The organism is Azohydromonas lata, from assembly GCF_034427735.1.
Classification (GTDB): domain Bacteria; phylum Pseudomonadota; class Gammaproteobacteria; order Burkholderiales; family Burkholderiaceae_C; genus Azohydromonas; species Azohydromonas lata.
In genome coordinates, this window is sequence record NZ_JAXOJX010000107.1 from 1 (window position 1) to 19,378 (window position 19,378).

Here is a 19,378-nt window from a genome sequence, read left to right on the forward strand (position 1 = left end):
GGGGTTGGCATTTGCCAAATACTCCCATGGCAATTCATTGGAAGGCGTGAATTCCGGTCTTCGCTTAATGACGGCTTGGTTTTCTATGCGTTGCGCTTAACCGATTTGGTTTTGCGGTTGACCCGCGCCAAAAGCCCGGCCAGTGCGAGTGCCGCGCTCATCAATCCCACCGCTGCAGCTGCCCAAAACCCGCGGGCTCCCCGCCAAACCTCACTGGCATGCACCATGTCGAAGGCGAGCAAATAACCACCGCCTAAGCCCAGCACCCATACCGCCAGGGCGTAAATGAACATGGGCAGCGTGGTGACGTGCCAGGCGCGCAGCACGGCGGCCACGACGGCCTGCACCGCGTCGCCCACGTGATAAAGCGCCAGCCAGCTCAGCAGCGGCAGCGCCGCGGCAGCCACTCCGGCCTCGTGCGTGTACAGGCCCAGGACAGCATGGCGGCCCAGAAACAGTGCCAGCCCAAACAGCAGCGCCGCCGCCAGCCCAAGTTGCACGCCGCGCCAGCCCAGCCGGCAGGCACCGGCAGGGTCCCCGGCACCTATGCGCTGCGCCACCAGCGTGCCGCAGGCGTTGCCGATGGCCAGCGGCAGCATGTAGAGCAGCCCGGCCAAGTTGGCCGCGATCTGGTGCCCCGCCACCGGCAAGGTTCCCAGGCGGGCGATGAAGATGGCCATGAAGGTGAAGCCCGTCACTTCCACCACGATGGACAACCCCATGGGCACGCCCAGCTTGAGCATGTCCCGGATGGACGCCCACCGCGGCGCGCACACGCGGCGCAATTTGAAAGGTACGTAGAACGGGTCGCGGCGCAGCAGCGTCCAGGCCGCCAGCGCCTGCGCCCACATCACCACGGCAGTGGCGATGCCGCAGCCCGTGACGCCCAAGGGCTCTAAACCCAGCCGCGGCGCCCCGAACACCAGCAGCCAGGACAGCGGCAGTTTCAGGAACAGCCCGCCCACCTGCAGCGCCATCACCGCCTTGGGCCGCGACACGGCGGTGTTGAACCCTCTGAAAGCCGCGAACACCAACGCGGCCGGCAGCGCAAACGCCACTGCCGCCATGTAGCCGCGCACGCGCTGCGCCACCTCCGGCGTGGCTTGCGCCACGGCCAGGAAGGGCTGTGGAAAGGCCAGCAGCAGGCAGCCCGGCACGGCCAGCGCCAGGGCCAGCCAGAAGGCTTGCTGAAGCTGCTCGCCGGCCTCGGCCAGCCTGCGCGCGCCAAACAGCCGCCCAACGATGGGGCCGACGGCGATGACCACGCCCATCAGCCCAATGAACACGCTCACGTAGGCCGCCGAGCCCACGGCCAGCGCGGCAAGGTCGCGCGCGTCGTGCCGCGCCAGCAGCAGCGTGTCCATGGTGGCGAAGGACAGCACCGCGATCTGGCCCACGAACACCGGCCAGGCCAGTGCGGCGATGTGCCGCAGGTCCTGGCCGAAACGCGGCGGCAAGGCAGCGGCGGCGTCGGCCAAGGGCGTCAGTCCTGTTGAGCGTCGTAGGCTGTCGACATGGCGGCGCCGGCGCGCTCGGCGTAGCGGTTGAAACGCCAGGCCGTGCCCTGCAGCGTGATGCGGCGCCAGGTGGCGCGCTTTTCGGCCGGCGTCATGCGCGGCCAGTGCTGCACTTCGTCAAAAGTGCGGCCGCAGCCCTTGCAAAGCTCGTCGCCCTGGCTGGTGGAGCAGATGGCGATGCAGGGCGCGTCCGGCGTGGTGGCGTACCACTCCAGCCAGGCCATGTGAGCTTCGGCGGACAGGCGGTCCTCGTCCTGCTCCTGGCGGCGCTCGTAGACCATGAGGGCATAGACCTCGGCCAGGGCGCGCACTTCGGCGCAGGCGTTGATGCCGTCCGGAGACGGCTCGCGGCGGCGCCACCAGTTGATCGCCGCCTCGATGTCGAGCAAATGGATGCCGGCCATGGAACTGCTTTGCCGGCCGGGCTCAGGCCTGTTGGGCCGCCGCCACCAGCGCCGCCAGCGCCGCTTCCACCTGCGCGCGCTCGGCGCTGGCGTCCCACTGCACGGGGGCGCCTTCCAGCGCGGCCGCGCCCTCGGTCTTCAGGCGCTTGACCCAGGCGCCGGCCTCGCGGCCTTCGGCGATGGGCCCGCTTTGCAGCAGCACCGCGCCATGCGCGCCGGTGAGCTTGAAGAAGAAGGCGCCGCCCTCGCGGTACTGCTTGAACTCCGGCAGCGCCGATTTTGCGGCCGCCGCCTTGGCCTGCGCCGGCTGGGCCACGGCCACCATGGGCCGCAGGCCCACGGCGTGGCGCAGCTCGGACAGGAAGGGCGTGGCCGTGGCGCGGGCCTTGCGCGCGCCTTCCAGCAGCGCGTCCTCGATGCGCTCCGGGTGCGCCATCAGCTCGGCGTAGCGCGCCCGCATGGGGCCGATTTCGCCCTCGATCAGCGCCACCAGCCGCTGCTTGGCCTCGCCCCAGGCCAGGCCCTCGCGCAGCTCCTGGCGGAAGGCGGCGCGTGCGGCCTCGTCGGCGGCGAAGGCGTCAAAGATCGTGACCAGGTGCGAGCCGTCCGGGTCCTTGGGCTCGCCGGGCAGGCGCGAGTCGGTGACGATGCGCGCCACCGCGTCCTTCAGCCCGCGCTGCCCGCCTTCGAACAGCGGAATGGTGTTGTCGTAGCTCTTGGACATCTTGCGGCCGTCCAGGCCGGGCAGCGTCGCCACCGATTCCTCGATCTCCGCCTGCGGCAGCACGAACAGCTCGCGCCCGCCGCCGAAGAGGTGGTTGAAGCGCTGCGCCACGTCGCGCGCCATCTCGATGTGCTGCACCTGGTCGCGCCCAACGGGCACGCGGTGCGCGTTGAACATCAGGATGTCGGCCGCCATGAGGATGGGGTAGCTGAACAGGCCCATGGTCACGCCGGCGTCCACGTCCTCGCCCGCGGCCAGGTTGGCGTCGCTGGCGGCCTTGTAGGCGTGGGCACGGTTCATCTGGCCCTTGGCGGTGACGCAGGTCAGCAGCCAGGTCAGCTCGGTGATCTCGGGGATGTCGCTCTGGCGGTAGAAGGTCACGCGCTGCGTATCCAGCCCGGCGGCCAGCCAGGTGGCGGCGATCTCCAGGCGCGAGCGTTCGATGCGCGCCGGGTCGTCGCACTTGATGAGCGCATGGTAGTCGGCCAGGAAGAAGAAGCTTTCCACGCCGGGCGCGCGGCTGGCCACGATCGCCGGCCGGATGGCGCCGACGTAGTTGCCCAGGTGCGGCGTGCCGGTGGTGGTGATGCCGGTGAGAACGCGTTCGGTCATGGTGGCTGTGGGCAAGAGGAGTGCGCGCGGGAGAAAAACCGGCCATTCTAAGGAGGCGGCTACACTCTGCGCCCCCATGAAGCGCATCGTCATCCTGATCTCCGGCCGCGGCTCCAACATGCAGGCCGTGGCCCAAGCCTGTGCCCGCGAGGGCTGGCCCGCCCGCATCGCCGCCGTCATCTCCAACCGCCCGCAGGCCGCCGGCCTGGCTTGGGCTGCCGGGCAGGGCATCCCCACCGTCGGCCTGAACCATCAGGACTTCCCTTCGCGCGAGGCCTTCGACGCCGCGCTGCGCGAGGCCATCGATGCCTTTGAGCCGGACCTGCTGGTGCTCGCGGGCTTCATGCGCATCCTGGGCGCGGCGTTCACGCGCCACTACGAGGGCCGCATGCTCAACGTCCACCCTTCGCTGCTGCCGGCCTTCACCGGGCTGCACACGCACCGCCGCGCCATAGAGGCGGGCTGCAAGGTGGCCGGGGCGACGGTGCACTTCGTCACCGCCGAGCTGGACCACGGGCCTGTCGTGGCGCAGGCCATCGTCCCGGTGCTGCCGGCAGACGACGAACACACGCTGGCCGAGCGCGTGCTCGCGCAGGAGCACAAGCTCTACCCCATGGCGGTGCGCTGGTTCGTCGAGGGCCAGCTCGTCGTGGATGGCGGCCTGGTGCGCCACGCCGGCGGCGCAGCGCAACTGCTGGTTTGAAACAGGGCTGACGCTGGTCTGAAGTCGCGAATCCGCGGCGCTTGAGTCCGCCGCGACAGCCCTGCGCGGTGGGTGAAGGCGGGGCGGCTGGGATAATCGCAGGGATGCATCCGAATGCCCTGCTGGACCTGAGCACCGAGCTGCTGCGCTCCGTGCTGAAACTTGACCAACCTGCCGACGCCGTGGTGTCGGCCTTCTTCCGCCGCCAAAGCAAGCTGGGCTCGCGCGAGCGCCATGCGCTGGCCGAGACCACCTACCACGTGCTGCGCCACCGCCTGCGGCTGCAGCACCTGGCGCAAAGCGGCAGCGGCCCCATGGAACGCCGCTTGGCCGTGCTGGGCTGGCAGGGCGCCGAATCGGTGCTCAAGGTCAGCCTCTCGCCCCAGGAGCAGCAGTGGCTGCAGCACGCGCTGGCCATCGACGTCTCCACGATGCCGGACAAGCTGCGCCACAACCTGCCGGACTGGGTGGCGCAGCCGCTGCGCCAGCGCCTGGGCGAGGAGGAGTTCATGGCGCTGGCCAACGCCCTGAACCAGTCCGCGCCGCTGGACCTGCGCGTCAACCTGCTCAAGGCAAAGCGGGAGGAGGCCCTGGCCGCCCTGCAGGCCGCCGGCATCCCGGCCGAGCCCACACCGTACTCGCCTTGGGGCCTGCGCGTGCAGGGCAAGCCGGCCTTGAACCGCCTGGAAATCTTCACCAGCGGCGCCGTCGAGGTGCAGGACGAGGGCAGCCAGCTGCTGGCCCTCCTGGTGGGTGCCAAGCGCGGCGAGATGGTGGTGGACTTCTGCGCTGGCGCCGGCGGCAAGACGCTTGCCCTGGGCGCGGCCATGCGCAACACGGGCCGCCTCTACGCCTTCGACGTGGCCGGCGGTCGGTTGGATGCGCTCAAACCGCGCTTGGCGCGCAGCGGCTTGTCCAACGTTTACCCGGCACTGCTGGCCCACGAGCGCGACGAGCGAGTAAAACGCTTGGCCGGCAAGATCGACCGCGTGCTGGTGGACGCCCCGTGTTCCGGCCTGGGCACGCTGCGCCGCAACCCGGACCTGAAATGGCGCCAGTCGCCGCAGGCATTGCAGGAACTGCGCGTGAAGCAGGCGTCCATCCTGGCCAGCGCCGCGCGGCTGGTGAAAAGCGGCGGGCGGCTGGTCTACGCCACCTGCAGCCTGCTGCAGGCGGAAAACGAGGACATTGCCCGCGACTTCGCCACCGCGCACCCGGATTTCGAGCTGCTGGACGCCGCCGCGCTGCTGGAGCAGGTGCAGGTGCCGCAGGCGGACACGCTGGTGAGCGATGGCTTCCTGCGCCTGTGGCCGCATCGCCATGCCACGGACGGCTTCTTCGCCGCGGTTTGGCAGCGGCGCTGAATCAGCACACGCTTCCCTTCCCACGTGGGCATCTCGCGTGCCGCAAAGCACGCACGTTGTCGGGCGCAGGGGGCGGGCTTCGTGGATTTGTGCTACGCAAATCCAAGGCTTAAGCAGCGGTTCTGACCGCCGCGAGGGGTCCCCCCATACAATCCGCGCGCCCATTTGGAGGCTCAAGGCTTGGAATTCATGAACGAATTGATGGTGGTGCGCGACGCGGTATTGCAGTGGCTGGCTTATGGCCTGACCAAGGCGTCCTGGTGGCAGGTGCTGGTGTACACGCTGGTGGTGACGCACTTCACCATCCTGTCGGTGACGATCTTCCTGCACCGCTCGCAGGCACACCGCGCGCTGGACCTGCATCCGCTGCCCGCGCACTTCTTCCGCTTCTGGCTGTGGATGACCACCGGCATGGTCACCAAGCAGTGGGTGGCCATCCACCGCAAGCACCACGCCAAGTGCGAGACCGAGGAAGACCCGCACAGCCCGCAGACCCGCGGCATCAAGACCGTGCTGCTGCAGGGCGCCGAGCTCTACCGTGCCGAGGCCAAGGTGCAGGAGACGCTCAAGAAGTACGGCCACAACACGCCGGACGACTGGATCGAGCGCAACGTCTACACCCGCCACAGCGCGCTGGGCATCTCGCTGATGCTCATCATCAACGTGGCGTTGTTCGGTGCCCTGGGCCTGTCGGTGTGGGCGATCCAGATGCTGTGGATCCCCATCAACGCCGCCGGCATCATCAATGGCATCGGCCACTACTGGGGCTACCGCAACTTCGAGGCGCCTGACGCTTCCACCAACGTCTCGCCCTGGGGCCTGGTGATCGGCGGCGAAGAGCTGCACAACAACCACCACACCTACCCGACGTCGGCCAAGTTCTCCATCAAGCCTTTCGAATTCGACATCGGCTGGGGCTACATCCGCGCACTGGAGATGCTGGGCCTGGCCAAGGTGCGCAAGACCGCGCCGCAGATGAAGCTGGGCGCCGTGAAGGCCGTGGCCGACGGCAAGACGCTGGAAGCCATCATCGCCAACCGCTACGAGGTGATGGCCCGCTACGGCAAGGAGCTCAAGCGCGCCTGCGCCACCGAACTGGATCACCTCAAGGCCCAAGGTGCGCAGAACACGGCCAAGTGGGCCGAGCTGCGCCTGGCCAAGCGCTGGCTGCACCGCGACGAGGACAAGATCCCCAGCGCCGTGAAGCCGCAGATGGAGCGCGCCATCTCCGCCAGCCCCGCGCTGGCGCAACTGGTGGCCATGCGCGAGGAACTGCGCCAGCTCTGGACCCGCACCAACGTCTCCGCCGAGCAACTGGTGCTGGACCTGCAGGCCTGGTGCCGCCGCGCCGAGGACAGCGGCATCGCTGCACTCCAGGACTTCTCGCGCAAGCTGCGCGCGGTGCACGCGTAAAGCCTTCGCCGTTCTCCAGCCTTCCTTTCAACGCAAAAGCCCGCGCGAGCGGGCTTTTTTATTGGGCAGGACAGGTCAGTTCCTCGATTCCTTTGCACCTCTCCCCCTGAAGGTAAAGGTGTCAACGTAGGGTAGGCAAGACAGGTCGCCCCAAAAAGAAAAGGCCCGCAGCAGCGGGCCTTTTTCGTGCGCGGACCTGGGCAGGTCACTTCAGCTTGATTTCCTTGTACAGGACGTGCTTGCGCGCCTTGGGGTCGAACTTCATGAATTCGAGCTTTTCGGGCGTCGTCTTCTTGTTCTTGTTGGTCGTGTAGAAATGACCCGTGCCGGCCGTCGATTCCAGCTTGATCTTTTCGCGTCCGCCTTTGGTGGCCATGATGTGCTCCTAGTGGTTGCGGCGGCTGATTACAGCTCGCCCTTGGCGCGCAGGTCAGCGACGACCTGGTCGATGCCGACCTTGTCGATCAGGCGCAGCGCGGCGTTGGACACGCGCAGACGGATGAAGCGGTTCTCGCTCTCCATCCAGAAGCGGCGGTACTGCAGGTTCGGCAGGAAGCGACGCTTGGTTTTGTTGTTGGCGTGGGAGACGTTATTCCCCACCATCGGGCGCTTGCCCGTGACTTGACAGACGCGTGCCATGACGCTTCTCCACTTTCTCTCGGATTTCGGGAGCGGTGCACAGCGCAGGAGAACCGGTACGACAGCCCTTCCAGCTTGGGTCAGGCCTGGCCTGCCTCCTGATGCACACCCTTCGAGGGCCCGCGCCGGCATTCCATCTGGAAAGCAAGGCGAGCCACTTCTCGGCAAAGACGGCGATTATAGCCACAAACAGCCGAAGCCTGGTGCCAAGGCTTTGCCGTGCTCAGGAATCGCCGTGAATGCCGCAATGAACGGCGCCGTGCCCGCGGGGCTGGCCGCGCTGAAGGCGGCCCAACCGGGGGCAGGGCGCCGCGGGGATCAGACCGTCTGCTGCTCCAGGAAGCGCTGTGCATCCAGCGCAGCCATGCAGCCCGTGCCGGCGCTGGTGATGGCCTGGCGGTAGATGTGGTCCTGCACGTCGCCGGCGGCAAAGACGCCGGGCACGCTGGTCATGGTGGCAAAGCCCTCGGAGCCGCTGCGGGTGAGGATGTAGCCGTCCTTCATCTCCAACTGGCCTTCGAAGATCTGCGTGTTGGGTGAGTGGCCCACGGCGATGAACACGCCCTGCAGTTGCAGCTCCGTGGTGGAGCCGTCCTGCGTGTTGCGCAGCCGCACGCCGGTGACTCCGCTGTTGTCGCCCAGCACCTCTTCCAGCGTGTTCCACAGGTGCAGCTCGATCTTGCCAGCGGCCACCTTCTCCATGACCTTGTCCACCAGGATGGGCTCGGCGCGGAACTTGTCGCGGCGGTGGATCAAATGCACCTTGGCGGCGATGTTGGAGAGGTAGAGCGCGTCTTCCACCGCTGTGTTGCCGCCGCCCACCACGCAGGCCTGCTGGTCGCGGTAGAAGAAGCCGTCGCAGGTGGCGCAGCCGGAGACGCCGCGGCCCATGAAGGCCTCTTCGCTGGGCAGACCCAGGTACTTGGCGCTGGCGCCGGTGGCGATGATGAGCGTGTCGCAGGTGTAGGTGCCGCTGTCGCCTTTGAGCGTGAACGGGCGCTTGGTGAAGTCCACGGCGTTGATGTGATCGAACACGATTTGCGTGTTGAAGCGCTCGGCGTGCTGCTGGAAACGCTGCATCAGGTCCGGGCCCATGACGCCGGCCACGTCGGCGGGCCAGTTGTCCACCTCGGTGGTGGTCATGAGCTGGCCGCCCTGGGCCATGCCCGTGACCAGCATGGGTTTGAGGTTGGCGCGGGCGGCATAGATGGCGGCGGTGTAGCCGGCAGGGCCGGAGCCCAGGATCAAGACCTGGGCATGAAGGGTGCTGTCGTTCATGGCGGTGTTTTCTTGGATTCGGCACGGCGCGCAAGGTGGGGCAGGCCGACCGGGAAGTCTGACATGGCGCGCGTGAGTCGTGATTTGGCGTTCTCAAACGCCACAATAGCTATTGGGCGCAGTCGGGAACTTTGGGCCGTATCCCGTTACTGTCGCCTTACGTATGGCGCAGGGCCTTCCATTGCGCCTTTCTCTTCTTCTGAAAGGAAGCCGATGTCGCTGCTGCTGTCGAACCTGGATCTCATCCGGCGGGTCCCGTTGTTCTCGCTGTTGACCACCGAGCAGGCGCAGACCATTGCCGACAGCGTCGTGAAGCGCCGCTTCCGACGCGGTGAGCTGGTGGTGGAGCAGGGCCGCAAGAGCAACGCGCTGTTCATCCTGCTCAACGGCCGCGCCCGTGTGCTCACGGCCGACTCGCGCGGGCGCGAGGTCATCCTGGCCGTGCTGCAGTCCGGCGACTATGTGGGCGAGATGAGCCTCATAGACAACGAGCCCCACTCCGCCACCGTGCGCGCCGAGGTGCAGACCGACATGCTCATCCTGGGCCGCCAGGAGTTCGCGCGCTGCCTGCCGGAGTCCTCCAGCCTGTCCTACGCCATCTTGCGCGGGCTGGTGGCGCGGCTGCGCAATGCCGACCGGCAGATCGAGTCGCTGGCGCTGCTGGACGTCTACGGCCGCGTGGCGCGCACGCTGCTGGACATGGCCGAGGACGACAACGGCGTCAAGGTCATCCGCGGCAAGGTCTCGCGCCAGGACATGGCCAAGGTCGTGGGCGCCTCGCGCGAAATGGTCAGCCGCGTCATGAAGGACCTGGAGGAGCGCGGCATGATCGAGACGCAGGAAAGCGGTGCCGTCGTTCTCAAGGATCGGCTGCTGGCCGACTGACGCGCGGCGCACGGCCGCGGCGTTTTTGTTGCACTGCGGCATCTGCATCACGCGCCGCACGTATCCGCTCGTGAATGCGGCGGCCCGGCCCGGCCGCCGCGCCACAATTCGGGGATGAGCTTTCCGCTGGGTTCCCTCTCCGAGTCCCCCAATACCTACCGGCGCCGCCCCGGCGCCACCACCGAGTCCACACCGCCGCCGCCGCCGCGCTGGCGCACGCAGTTGTGGCTCATGGGGGGCGCCATTCTTGGCCTGCTGTTCCTGCTGGCGCTGATCACGCGCGACGGCGCCGATCCGGGCTTTTCGACTTCCGGCGATGGCCGGCCGTTGGTGCACAACCAGGTCGGCCTGTTGGGCGCGTGGACGGCCGACCTGGGCCTGTTCCTCTTTGGCTGGTCCGTGTGGTGGCTGCCGCTCATAGGCCTGCGCCTGTGGCTGGGCACGCTGGCGCGGCTGCTGCGCGGCGAGGGTGGCCCGCCGCCGCGACGCCTGGCCTTTTGCGTGGGCGTGCTGCTGCTGTTGGCCGCGAGCTGCGCGCTGGAGTGGAGCCGCCTGTACCGTTGGGAAGACGGCCTGCCCGGTCATGCCGGCGGGGTGCTGGGCTACCTGCTGGGCCCGTGGAGCCTGAAGTGGCTGGGCTTTGCCGGCTCCGGCGTGGCCTGGATCGTCACGCTGGTGCTGGGCCTGTCGCTGGCGCTGCGCTTTTCCTGGATCGCCCTGGCCGATCGCATTGGCGGTGCCGTCGAGGGCGTGATGGAGGCTGTGCGCAAGGCCATGGAAAACATGGTGGACCGCCGTGCCGGCCGCCAGGCCCTGCGCGAGCGCCAGGAAGTGGCCGAGCGCCAGGGCCAGGAAGCCGCTCACACCATACGCATTGACCCGCTGCACGAGGAGCCGCCCGCCGCCGAGGCGCCGCCGCCCCCGCCGCGGCGCCGCCGAGCCCCCGCGGCCAAGCCCATGGAGCCGGTGGAGCCCGTGTTCGCCCCCGAGGCCGACGACACGGTGGTGGAGGCCGAGGCCGTCGTCATCGAGCCCGCCGTGGTGGACGTACCCTTCACCGAGGTGACGGCCCCGCGCGCCGCTGAGCCGCCCAAGGCTCGCGCCACGGTGGATGCCGGAGATGAGGCGCAGGCCCCGGCCCCGGCCGAGCCGCCCCGCGCCGAGCCGCCCAAGCCGGCGCCGTCCGCCAAGCCCGCCGCCGTTTCCCAGCCGCCCTGGGACGAGGGCCTGCCCCCGTCCGCCATGGACGACGACGACCTGCTCGACCTGGGCGATGACGACGTCATCCCGCCCCCCGCGCCCACTTCGGCTCCGGCCGCCGTGAAACCGGCCCCGGCGACCCGCCCCGTGCCCGTGGCGCCGCCGCCCCCGCCGCGTGCCCCCGTTGCCCCGGGCGAGGCCGTGCTGCCGGACGTGGACCTGCTCGACGCCGCCCCCGCCGCGCGCGAGAGCGTCTCGGCCGAAACGCTGGAGATGACCTCGCGCCTCATCGAGAAGAAGCTCAAGGACTTCGGCGTGGACGTGCGCGTGGTGGCGGCCTCGCCGGGCCCGGTGATCACGCGCTACGAGATCGAGCCCGCCACGGGCGTGAAGGGCTCGCAGATCGTCAACCTGGCCAAGGACCTGTCGCGCTCGCTGAGCCTGGTGAGCATCCGCGTGGTGGAGACCATCCCGGGCCGCACCACCATGGCGCTGGAGCTGCCCAACGCGCGGCGGCAGATGATCCGCCTCACGGAAATCCTGGACTCGCGCGCCTACCGCGAGGCCCCCTCGCTGCTGTCCATCGGCCTGGGCAAGGACATCGTGGGCGCCCCCGTCGTGGTCGACCTGGCCAAGATGCCCCACTGCCTCGTCGCCGGCACCACCGGGTCGGGCAAGTCCGTGGGCATCAACGCCATGATCCTGTCGCTGCTCTACAAGGCCGAGGCCGACGAGGTTCGCCTGATCCTCATCGACCCCAAGATGCTGGAGATGAGCGTCTACGAGGGCATTCCGCACCTGCTGTGCCCCGTGGTGACGGACATGAAGCAGGCCGGCAACGCGCTCAACTGGTGCGTGGCCGAGATGGAACGGCGCTACAAGCTCATGTCCAAGTTGGGCGTGCGCAACCTCGCCGGCTACAACAAGAAGATAGACGAGGCCGCCGAGCGCGAGGAGCACATCCCCAATCCCTTCAGCCTCACGCCGGAGGAGCCCGAGCCGCTGGATCGGCTGCCTTTCGTGGTGGTCGTGATCGACGAGCTGGCCGACCTGATGATGGTCGTGGGCAAGAAGATCGAGGAGCTCATCGCCCGCCTAGCGCAGAAGGCCCGCGCCGCCGGCATCCACCTCGTGCTGGCCACGCAGCGGCCCAGCGTGGACGTGATCACCGGCCTGATCAAGGCCAACATCCCCACGCGGCTCTCCTTCCAGGTCAGCTCCAAGATCGACTCCCGCACCATCCTCGACCAGATGGGCGCCGAGGCACTGCTGGGCCAGGGCGACATGCTCTACCTCACGCCCGGTGGCGGCATCCCGGTGCGCGTGCACGGCGCCTTCGTTTCCGACGAAGAGGTGCACCGCGTCGTGGACTACCTCAAGCAGCACGGCGAGCCCAACTACATCGAAGGCATCCTGGAAGGCGGCGTGCTGGAGAGCGACGGCGGCAACGGCGTCACCAGCATTGGCGGCAGCGTGGAGAGCGACGGCGAGTCCGACCCCATGTACGACCAGGCCGTGGCCGTCGTCCTGCAGCACAAGCGCGCCAGCATCTCGCTGGTGCAACGCCACTTGCGCATCGGCTACAACCGCGCCGCGCGGCTGCTGGAACAAATGGAGAAATCCGGGCTCGTATCGGCCATGGCCACCAACGGGAACCGGGACATCATCGTCCCCAAGCGCGAAGAGGTATGAGCAAACGAGCAGTCACGGCCTTGGGCCGCCTTGTGAAACCCCTGGCCACGGCGGCGCTGCTGCTGGCCGCCGCGGGCGCGGCGCGGGCCGACGCGCTGGAGTCGCTGCGCGACTTCGTGCGCGAAGCCAAGACCGGCCGCGCCGCCTTCACCCAGACCGTCACCTCGCCCGACGGCGCCAAGAAGAAGGCCAGCAGCGGCAACTTCGAGTTCTCGCGTCCGAACCGCTTCCGCTTCGAGTACCTCAAGCCCTACGAGCAGCTCATCGTGGGCGACGGGCAAAAGGTGTGGATCTTCGACGCCGACTTGCAGCAGGCCAGCTCCCGCCCGCTGGCGCAGGCCCTGGGCTCCACCCCAGCGGCGCTGCTGGCCGGCGGCTCGCTGGACAAGGATTTCAACCTCTCCAACCTGCCCGCCTCGCAGGGGCTGGAATGGGTGCAGGCCCTGCCGCGCGACAAGGAAAGCGCCTTCCAGTCGCTGCGCGTGGGTTTCAAGGGCCGTGCCCTCGCGGCCATAGAGATCGTGGACAGCTTCGGCCAGCACTCGCGGCTGGACTTCAACGACCTCGCCACCAACGTCTCCGTGGCGCCGGAGGACTTCAAGTTCGTCCCGCCCAAGGGTGTTGCCGTCGTCGAATGAGCTGACGCGCGCTTTGCAGGGCGCGTCGGCGCGGGGCAGGGCGGCGCGGGCCAGTCAGCCCGGCTGAGCGGCCACTGCCCCATCGAACCGCATCGTCACGCAAGCCCCGCCCGCCTCCGATTCGCCCATGAAGACGCTGGCGCCGTGCAGCTCGGCGATCTCGCGGACGATGGCCAGCCCCAGCCCGCTGCCGTCCACCTGCACGCCCGCGCCGCGCACGAAACGCTCGAACACCTGCTCGCGCTCGGCCTGCGGCACGCCCGGGCCGTCGTCGCACACCAGCAGCGCCGGCGGCGAGGTTTCAAAGGCAATCCACACCCGCCCGCCGCGCTTGCAATAGCGCAGCGCGTTGTCCAGCAGGTTGCCCAGCGCCTCGGACATCAGCTCGGCCTGCACGGCCACCCTCAGCGGCTGCTCCGGGGCGATCAGCTCCAGCGTGATGCCGGCATGGTCGGCCCGGTCTATGAAGGAGCTGCCCACGTCCGCCGCCAGTGCCACGAGGTCCGTCGTCCGGCACTCCAGCGCGCCGCGCAGCTCCGGGTCCAGCCGGCCCAGCGACAGCAACTGCTGCACCATGCGCGCGCTGCGCTGCGTGCTCGCCTCCAGCTCGCGCAGCACGCGCCGCGTGCTCTCCAGGTCCGGCGCCTCGGAGGCGCGCGCCAGGCCCAACTGCAGCCCCGTCAGCGGCGTGCGCAACTGGTGCGCGGCCGTGGCGGCGAACTGGCGCTCGCGCGCGAGCATGTTGCGTATGCGCTGCAGCAGGTCGTTGAGCGCCGTGGCAAAGGGCATGAGCTCGCGCGGCACGTCGCCCGCCGGTATGGGCTGCAGCGAGCGGTGCGAGCGCTCGTTCCAGCGCGCGGCAATGGCCTCCAGCGGCCGTATGGAGCGCCGCACGCCCCACACGATGGCCCCCACCGCCGCCATGCCGGCCAGCAGCGCCACCGGTGCCAGCAGCAGCACGATGTTGTCCCGCGTGCGCACGCGCTTGCGCACCGTCTCGCCCACCAGCGCCACGGCGCTGTGGCCCGCGCCGTCGCCCACCTCTACCCGCGCCACGCTGGCGGCCTGGCCGTCTATGGTGGCGTCGAAGGCCATGCCGTGGTCGTAGCGGCGCAGCCGCGTGCCTGTCTGCGGGACGCCCAAGTGGCCGCCCACGTGGTGGCCGTCCTGCTCCACCGCGTAGCTGGTGCGGTCGATCTCGTCGTAGGTCAGGAAGGTTTCGGCCGCCGGCGGCAGCTCCAGGCTCGCCCGGCCTTCGGCATCGAAGCGCACCTGGCGCGACAGCGAGTGCGCCGCATCCAGCAGCCAGCGGTCGTACACCCGGTCCGTGAAGCGTTGCGCCACCACCGTGCCCAGCAGCGCCGTGGCGCCCACGATGGCCAGCAGCGGCAGCATCAGCCGCAGCAGCAGCTCGCGCTTGAGCCGCAGGGCGCGTCCGCCGGAACTGGGCATGTCCCGCTCGTCTTGGAAGGAAAAACTGCGGCGGCGGCGCGCGCTCAAGGCTGGGCCGGCTCGTCCTGCAGCACCAGCCGGTAGCCGAAGCCGCGCACGGTCTGGATCTCGGTGCCCGACCCCATGAGGCGGCGGCGCAGCCGCGACACGTAGACCTCGGCGGCGCTGTCGCCCACCTCCAGGTTGCGCTCGGCCAGCGCGTCTATCAGCACCCGCTTGGGCACCACGTGCGGCGCGCGCCGCACCAGCAGGCCCAACACCTCGAATTCGCGCGGCGAAAGCTCCAGTTGCCGGCCGTGCACCAGCACGCGGCCCTCGCGGCCCAACCAGTTGACCTCGCCAAACTGCAGCAGCTCGCCGCGCGCGGCGGCGGCGCGGCGGGTGAGCACCTCCACGCGCGCGTCCAGCTCCTCGGCGGCAAAGGGCTTCACGAGGTAGTCGTCCGCGCCGGCCTGCAGCCCTTCCACGCGATCGGCCACGCGGTCGCGCGCGGTGAGCACCAGCACGGGCGTGATGCGGTCGCGCTCGCGCAGCTTGAGCAGCCAGTCCAGCCCGTCGCCGTCGGGCAAGCCCCGGTCCAGCACCATCAGGTCGTAGGCCCCGTCGCGCAGCGCCGCATCGGCCTCGGCCAGGCTGGCGCAGTGCAGCACGGCCCAATCGCGCGAGCGCCAGCGCAGCGACAACTCGTGGGCGATCAGGGAATCGTCTTCAATCAACAGCAAACGCATGGCAGGAAAAAGCAAGGCGAAACGCGACGCGCAAGCCTAGCGCGCCGCCGGGGCTGTCCCAGGGCTTGCAGGGCCATGGTTGTGGTTGCTGCGCGCAAGGCATCACGCCTGACAGCCCTGCGTAAGAAGTTTTGCGTCCCGCACGGGCATTGATAGGTATTTGCAAGCTGGGCTTCCCAGCATCGCGCTCTTCGTCGCCCCTGGCGGCCGTGCCGGCGGGTCCGGCGCGGCGCTGCCGAGCTTTTCGGTTTTTGCTGTGTCGCGGTGCTTCAGTTGATGGCGCCGCCGTTCGAATGCGCCTGCTTCCCCGTCTTCTTCTCGTGCTGGCCTGGCCTGCCGCGGCCTGGGCCTGTCCGCCGCTGCCGCCCGAGGCTGCCGCGTCACTGACTCCCGAGGCCGTGCGCGAGCGCGTGCCGCAGTGCCACCCTGACGTGCTGGCTGCCGAGCGCGCGTTGGGCGCCGCCGCGGCCGACGTGCTCACCGCCGGCCAGCGGCCCAACCCGACGCTGGGCCTGGGGGCGGCCAACTTGGGCCGCAACATGGGCCCCGGCTCGCTGTGGAACAAGGCCTTCGACCACCAGTTGCGCGTGGACCAGCTCGTGGAGCGCGGCGGCAAGCCGCGGCTGCGCGTGGCCACGGCACAGGCGCAGCGCGAGGCCGCGCGCGCCGACCTGGCCGAGATCGTGCGCCAAGCCACGTTCTCCACGCTCACCGGCTACCACGCCTTGGCCGCGGCGCTGGCGCGGCGCGAGGAGCTCAGCGCCTCGGCGGCGCTCAACCGCGAGTCGCTGGCCGCGTTCGACAAGCGCGTGAAGAGCGGCGACGCCGCGCGGCTGGATGCCACCCGCTTCGAGCTGGACGCGCTGCGTGTGCAGGCCGACCTGGTGCAGGCCGACACCGAGCTGCGCGCGTTGCGCCAGCAGCTCGCCCTGGCCCTGGGTGCGGCGGAGCAGGCCGCGCGGCTGCAGCCGCGGCTGGCGGCGCCTTCCGTGCCTGCGGACGGCAGGGCTCCCGCATCGCCAGACCCCGAGCGGCTGCCCGCCGTGGCCGCCGCGCAGGCGCGGCTGCAGGCGGCCGAGCGCGCCCGCGAGCTGGCGCGTGCGCAGCGCACCCGCGACGTGGGCGTGGGCGTGCAGCTCGACCGCTATCCCGTCACCCCCACCAATGACAGCGGCACGGGCAACACCGTCTCGCTCTTCGTGAGCGTGCCGCTGATGGTGAACCACGCCTACGAGGGCGAGATCGCCCGCGCGGAGGCCGACGTGGACACCGCCGCCGAGGCGCTGCGCCGCGCCCGCGCCGAAGCTGCCGACGAGGCCGCCCGCGCCCAAGCCCAGTGGCAGGGCGCCCAAGCCCGCCGCCGCCTGGTGCTGCAGGAGCTGCTGCCCGCGGCCGAGAGGGTGGCCGCCGGTGCCGAGCTGGCTTTCAGCCGCGGCGCCAGCGGCGTGCTGGAGGTGCTGGACGCCCGCCGCGCGCTGCGTGCGGCGCAACTGGAGCGCATCAACGCCGAGGCCGAGCTGGCCCAGGCCGCCGCCGCGCTGCAGGCCAGCGCCACCGCTTATGACGCGGCCGGCGCGCCTTGAAAGCCCTGCGCACCACGCCACGCCCGCTTGCCTGACCAAAGCCGAGATGCCGCTGCAGCGCCTGCCCGGAGCTGACAAGACGGCCGCACCGCACCCCGACATTTCTTTCGAGCCGTTCATGACCCCTCCGTTTCCCACCAGCCCCCGTGCCCTGGCCTGCGCCCTGGCCCTGTGCGCCCTGCTGGCCGCGGGCTGCACCAAGCACGAGGCGCCCCAGGCCGAACCTGAGCCCACCGTGGCCGGCGCCGTGGTCAGCTTTCCCGGCGAGAAGGACCCGACGGGCATTCGCGTCGTCGAAGTCAGCGCCGACGCCGAGCGCAACCTCACCGTGCCGGGCCGCCTGGCCTGGGACGAAGACCGCACCGCACGCGTGTGGGCGCCCTACGGCGGCCGCATCGAGCGGCTGCGTGCCACGGTGGGCCAGGCGGTCAAGCGCGGCGACGCACTGGCCGAGCTGAGCTCCGGCGACATCGGCCAGGCCCAGGCCGACTTCCACAAGGCCGAGGCCGACCTGCGCCTGGCCCGCAGCGCGGCCGAGCGCGCGCGCGAGCTGGGCACGGCCGGCGTCATCGCCGGCAAGGAAGTGCAGCAGGCCGAGGCCGACATGGCCCGCGCCCAGGCCGAGGACGCCCGCACCCGTGCCCGCCTGGCCCAGTACGGCGTGGGCGTGCAGTCCGTGACGCAAAGCTTCAGCCTGGCCGCGCCGCTGGCCGGCGTGGTGGTGGAACGAAATACCAACCCCGGCACCGAAGTGCGGCCGGACGTGCAGGGGCCGCCGCTCTTCGTCATCAGCGACCCCACCTCGCTGTGGGCCACGCTGGACGTGGACGAAACCCTGCTTGCCCCCTTCAAGCCCGGCGCGCAGGTGCAGTTGCGCGTCGCGGCCTGGCCGGACGAGCGCTTCCCGGCCACCGTGGTCAACGTCGGCGAGGCCGTGGATGCGCAGACCCGCACGGTCAAGGTGCGCGTGCGTGTGGCCAACCCCGAGCGCAAGCTCAAGGCCGAGATGTACGTGAACGCGGATATCCGCCAGGCATCCGTACAGCCGCAGGTGCCGGCGGATGCGGTGTTCCTGCGCGGCAGCCAGTCCTTTGCCTTCGTCCAGCAGGCGCCGGGGCGCTATGAGCGCCGCGAGGTGCAGGTGCGCACGGCCGGACCGCAGTCGGTGACGGTGCTCTCCGGCCTCAAGGGCGGCGAGCGCGTGGTGGTGGGCGGCGGCCTGTACCTCAACCAGCTCATGGACGCCGCCAAATGATGAACCGCTTCGTCCAGTTCGCGCTCAAGCAGGCCCTCATGGTCTGGCTGGCGCTGGCCGTGTTCATTGGGGCGGGCGTCATTGCCTTCCAGAACCTGCCGGTGGAGGCCTTCCCCGACGTGTCGGACACGCAGGTCAACGTCATTGCGCTGTATCCGGGGCGCGCGGCGGAGGAGGTGGAGAAGCAGGTCACCATCCCCATCGAGATCGCGCTCACGGGCATCCCGAACACGGTGCGGCTGTTCACGCACACCCAGTACGGGCTGTGCTTCATGATGGTCACCTTCGGCGACAAGACCACCGACCAGCTCGCGCGCCAGCAGATCCTGGAGCGGCTGCGCTCGGTGGACCTGCCCCCGGGCGTGGACACGGAGGTGCCGCCGCCCTCGACGGCCATCGGCGAGATCCTGCGCTTTCGCCTGCGCGGCGACGGCTACACGCCGCGCGAGCTGCGCGAGATCCAGGACTGGGTGGTGGAAAAGGCCCTGCGCCAGGTGCCGGGCGTGGCCGACTTGGTGACGCTGGGCGGCGCCATCAAGCAGTACGAGGTCAACCCCGACATGGAGCGGCTGCGCGACCGCAAGCTCAGCCTGCAGGACCTCTTCAATGCGCTGCAGCGCGCCAACGCCAACGCCGGCGGCGGCGCCATGACGCAGGGGCGCCAGCAGTTCCTGGTGCGCTCGCTGGGCAGTTTTACGTCCTCCGCCGACATCGAGCGCGTGGTGGTGGCCGAGAAGGACGGCGCCCCCGTGCTGGTGCGCGACGTGGCGCAGGTGCGCGTGGGCCAGTTCCCGCCGCAGGGCCTGGCCGGCCAGGACAACGCCGACGACATCGTCAACGGCGTGGTGGTGATGCGCAAAGGCGAGAACCCGTCCAACGTGCTGGATGCGCTGCATGACCGCATTGCCCAGCTCAACCAGCGCGGCCTGCCCAAGGGCGTGCAGATCGAGCCCTACTACGACCGCAGCTGGCTGATCGGCAAGACGCTCAAGACGGTGTTCCAGAACCTCACCGAAGGCGCGCTGCTGGTGATGTTCGTGCTGTTCCTGTTCCTGCAGAACCTGCGCGCGGCGGCCATCGTGGCGGCGGTGATCCCGCTGTCGCTGCTGGCCACCTTCCTGGGCCTGACCTTCGTGGGCATCCCGGCCAACCTGCTGTCGCTCGGGGCCATGGACTTCGGGATCATCGTGGACGGCGCGGTGATCGTGGTGGAGAACATTTTCAGACGGCTGGGCGAGCTCAACGAGCACCAGATGAAGAGCAAGGCCGAGCGTTTGAAAGCCGTCACGCG

16 protein-coding genes and 2 pseudogenes are annotated in these 19,378 nt (G+C 69.7%); 10 read left to right on the forward strand and 8 right to left on the reverse strand.

From position 1 onward, the window contains the following. Positions 1 to 83 precede the first annotated feature (83 nt). Genes SM757_RS32485 through SM757_RS32495 form a run of 3 tightly spaced genes read right to left on the reverse strand, consistent with a single transcriptional unit; the run spans position 84 to position 3,257 of the window. Positions 84 to 1,478 (reverse strand): MATE family efflux transporter, encoded by a 1,395-nt coding sequence (locus SM757_RS32485; RefSeq protein WP_322468509.1) that lies wholly within the window; start codon positions 1,476 to 1,478, stop codon positions 84 to 86. A 5-nt stretch (positions 1,479 to 1,483) separates the two neighbouring features. After that, positions 1,484 to 1,921, reverse strand: coding sequence for a DUF3717 domain-containing protein (locus tag SM757_RS32490; protein WP_322468510.1), 438 nt, complete (start codon positions 1,919 to 1,921; stop codon positions 1,484 to 1,486). A 22-nt stretch (positions 1,922 to 1,943) separates the two neighbouring features. Then, a complete protein-coding gene (locus tag SM757_RS32495; RefSeq protein ID WP_322468511.1) occupies positions 1,944 to 3,257 on the reverse strand; it encodes a tryptophan--tRNA ligase in 1,314 nt (437 codons plus the stop codon). Between the two features lie 76 nt (positions 3,258 to 3,333). Between SM757_RS32495 and purN the strand changes: the two genes are divergently transcribed. The 3 genes from purN (at position 3,334) to SM757_RS32510 (ending at position 6,737) form a co-directional block, all read left to right on the forward strand. Continuing rightward, positions 3,334 to 3,960 (forward strand): phosphoribosylglycinamide formyltransferase, encoded by a 627-nt coding sequence (purN, locus tag SM757_RS32500; protein ID WP_066341702.1) that lies wholly within the window; start codon positions 3,334 to 3,336, stop codon positions 3,958 to 3,960. 104 nt (positions 3,961 to 4,064) lie between these two features. Further along, positions 4,065 to 5,324, forward strand: coding sequence for an RsmB/NOP family class I SAM-dependent RNA methyltransferase (locus SM757_RS32505; protein ID WP_322468512.1), 1,260 nt, complete (start codon positions 4,065 to 4,067; stop codon positions 5,322 to 5,324). Positions 5,325 to 5,525: 201 nt separating this feature from the next. Continuing rightward, positions 5,526 to 6,737, forward strand: coding sequence for a DesA family fatty acid desaturase (locus SM757_RS32510; protein WP_238455923.1), 1,212 nt, complete (start codon positions 5,526 to 5,528; stop codon positions 6,735 to 6,737). 205 nt (positions 6,738 to 6,942) lie between these two features. Here the strand turns inward: SM757_RS32510 and rpmG are convergent, their stop codons facing one another. The 3 genes from rpmG to trxB all read right to left on the reverse strand — a co-directional run bounded on the left by rpmG (position 6,943) and on the right by trxB (position 8,654). After that, the gene (rpmG, locus tag SM757_RS32515) at positions 6,943 to 7,113 is read right to left on the reverse strand and encodes a 50S ribosomal protein L33 (protein WP_028998879.1); all 171 of its coding nucleotides are present in this window, start codon (positions 7,111 to 7,113) and stop codon (positions 6,943 to 6,945) included. A 29-nt stretch (positions 7,114 to 7,142) separates the two neighbouring features. Further along, a complete protein-coding gene (gene rpmB, locus SM757_RS32520; protein ID WP_028998878.1) occupies positions 7,143 to 7,376 on the reverse strand; it encodes a 50S ribosomal protein L28 in 234 nt (77 codons plus the stop codon). A gap of 318 nt (positions 7,377 to 7,694) precedes the next feature. Beyond that, positions 7,695 to 8,654 (reverse strand): thioredoxin-disulfide reductase, encoded by a 960-nt coding sequence (gene trxB, locus SM757_RS32525; RefSeq protein WP_066341700.1) that lies wholly within the window; start codon positions 8,652 to 8,654, stop codon positions 7,695 to 7,697. A 213-nt stretch (positions 8,655 to 8,867) separates the two neighbouring features. Between trxB and SM757_RS32530 the strand changes: the two genes are divergently transcribed. The 4 genes and pseudogenes from SM757_RS32530 to lolA all read left to right on the forward strand — a co-directional run bounded on the left by SM757_RS32530 (position 8,868) and on the right by lolA (position 13,069). Next, entirely contained in the window at positions 8,868 to 9,539 is a 672-nt protein-coding gene (locus SM757_RS32530; protein WP_066341699.1) for a Crp/Fnr family transcriptional regulator, read from the forward strand. A 231-nt stretch (positions 9,540 to 9,770) separates the two neighbouring features. Then, positions 9,771 to 10,262: pseudogene (locus SM757_RS35630) on the forward strand (DNA translocase FtsK 4TM domain-containing protein); the annotation flags it as partial. Positions 10,263 to 10,943: 681 nt separating this feature from the next. Continuing rightward, a pseudogene (locus SM757_RS35635) lies at positions 10,944 to 12,431 on the forward strand (DNA translocase FtsK); the annotation flags it as partial. Next, positions 12,428 to 13,069, forward strand: coding sequence for an outer membrane lipoprotein chaperone LolA (gene lolA, locus SM757_RS32540; RefSeq protein WP_322468513.1), 642 nt, complete (start codon positions 12,428 to 12,430; stop codon positions 13,067 to 13,069). The pseudogene SM757_RS35635 and the gene lolA, both read left to right, overlap by 4 nt. A 54-nt stretch (positions 13,070 to 13,123) precedes the next feature. On the opposite strand, the gene SM757_RS32545 is transcribed toward lolA, so the two are convergent. Together SM757_RS32545 and SM757_RS32550 are read right to left on the reverse strand one after the other, a co-directional pair. Next, positions 13,124 to 14,521 (reverse strand): sensor histidine kinase, encoded by a 1,398-nt coding sequence (locus tag SM757_RS32545; protein WP_322468514.1) that lies wholly within the window; start codon positions 14,519 to 14,521, stop codon positions 13,124 to 13,126. A gap of 44 nt (positions 14,522 to 14,565) precedes the next feature. After that, a complete protein-coding gene (locus tag SM757_RS32550) occupies positions 14,566 to 15,237 on the reverse strand; it encodes a response regulator (protein WP_169805989.1) in 672 nt (223 codons plus the stop codon). A gap of 305 nt (positions 15,238 to 15,542) precedes the next feature. Between SM757_RS32550 and SM757_RS32555 the strand changes: the two genes are divergently transcribed. The 3 genes from SM757_RS32555 to SM757_RS32565 form a co-directional block, all read left to right on the forward strand. Then, the gene (locus SM757_RS32555) at positions 15,543 to 16,832 is read left to right on the forward strand and encodes a TolC family protein (RefSeq protein ID WP_322468515.1); all 1,290 of its coding nucleotides are present in this window, start codon (positions 15,543 to 15,545) and stop codon (positions 16,830 to 16,832) included. Positions 16,833 to 16,950: 118 nt separating this feature from the next. Beyond that, the gene (locus SM757_RS32560; RefSeq protein ID WP_322468516.1) at positions 16,951 to 18,087 is read left to right on the forward strand and encodes an efflux RND transporter periplasmic adaptor subunit; all 1,137 of its coding nucleotides are present in this window, start codon (positions 16,951 to 16,953) and stop codon (positions 18,085 to 18,087) included. Beyond that, on the forward strand, positions 18,084 to 19,378 hold a 1,295-nt coding region (locus SM757_RS32565), incomplete at its 3' end, for an efflux RND transporter permease subunit (RefSeq protein ID WP_322468517.1). The genes SM757_RS32560 and SM757_RS32565, both read left to right, overlap by 4 nt.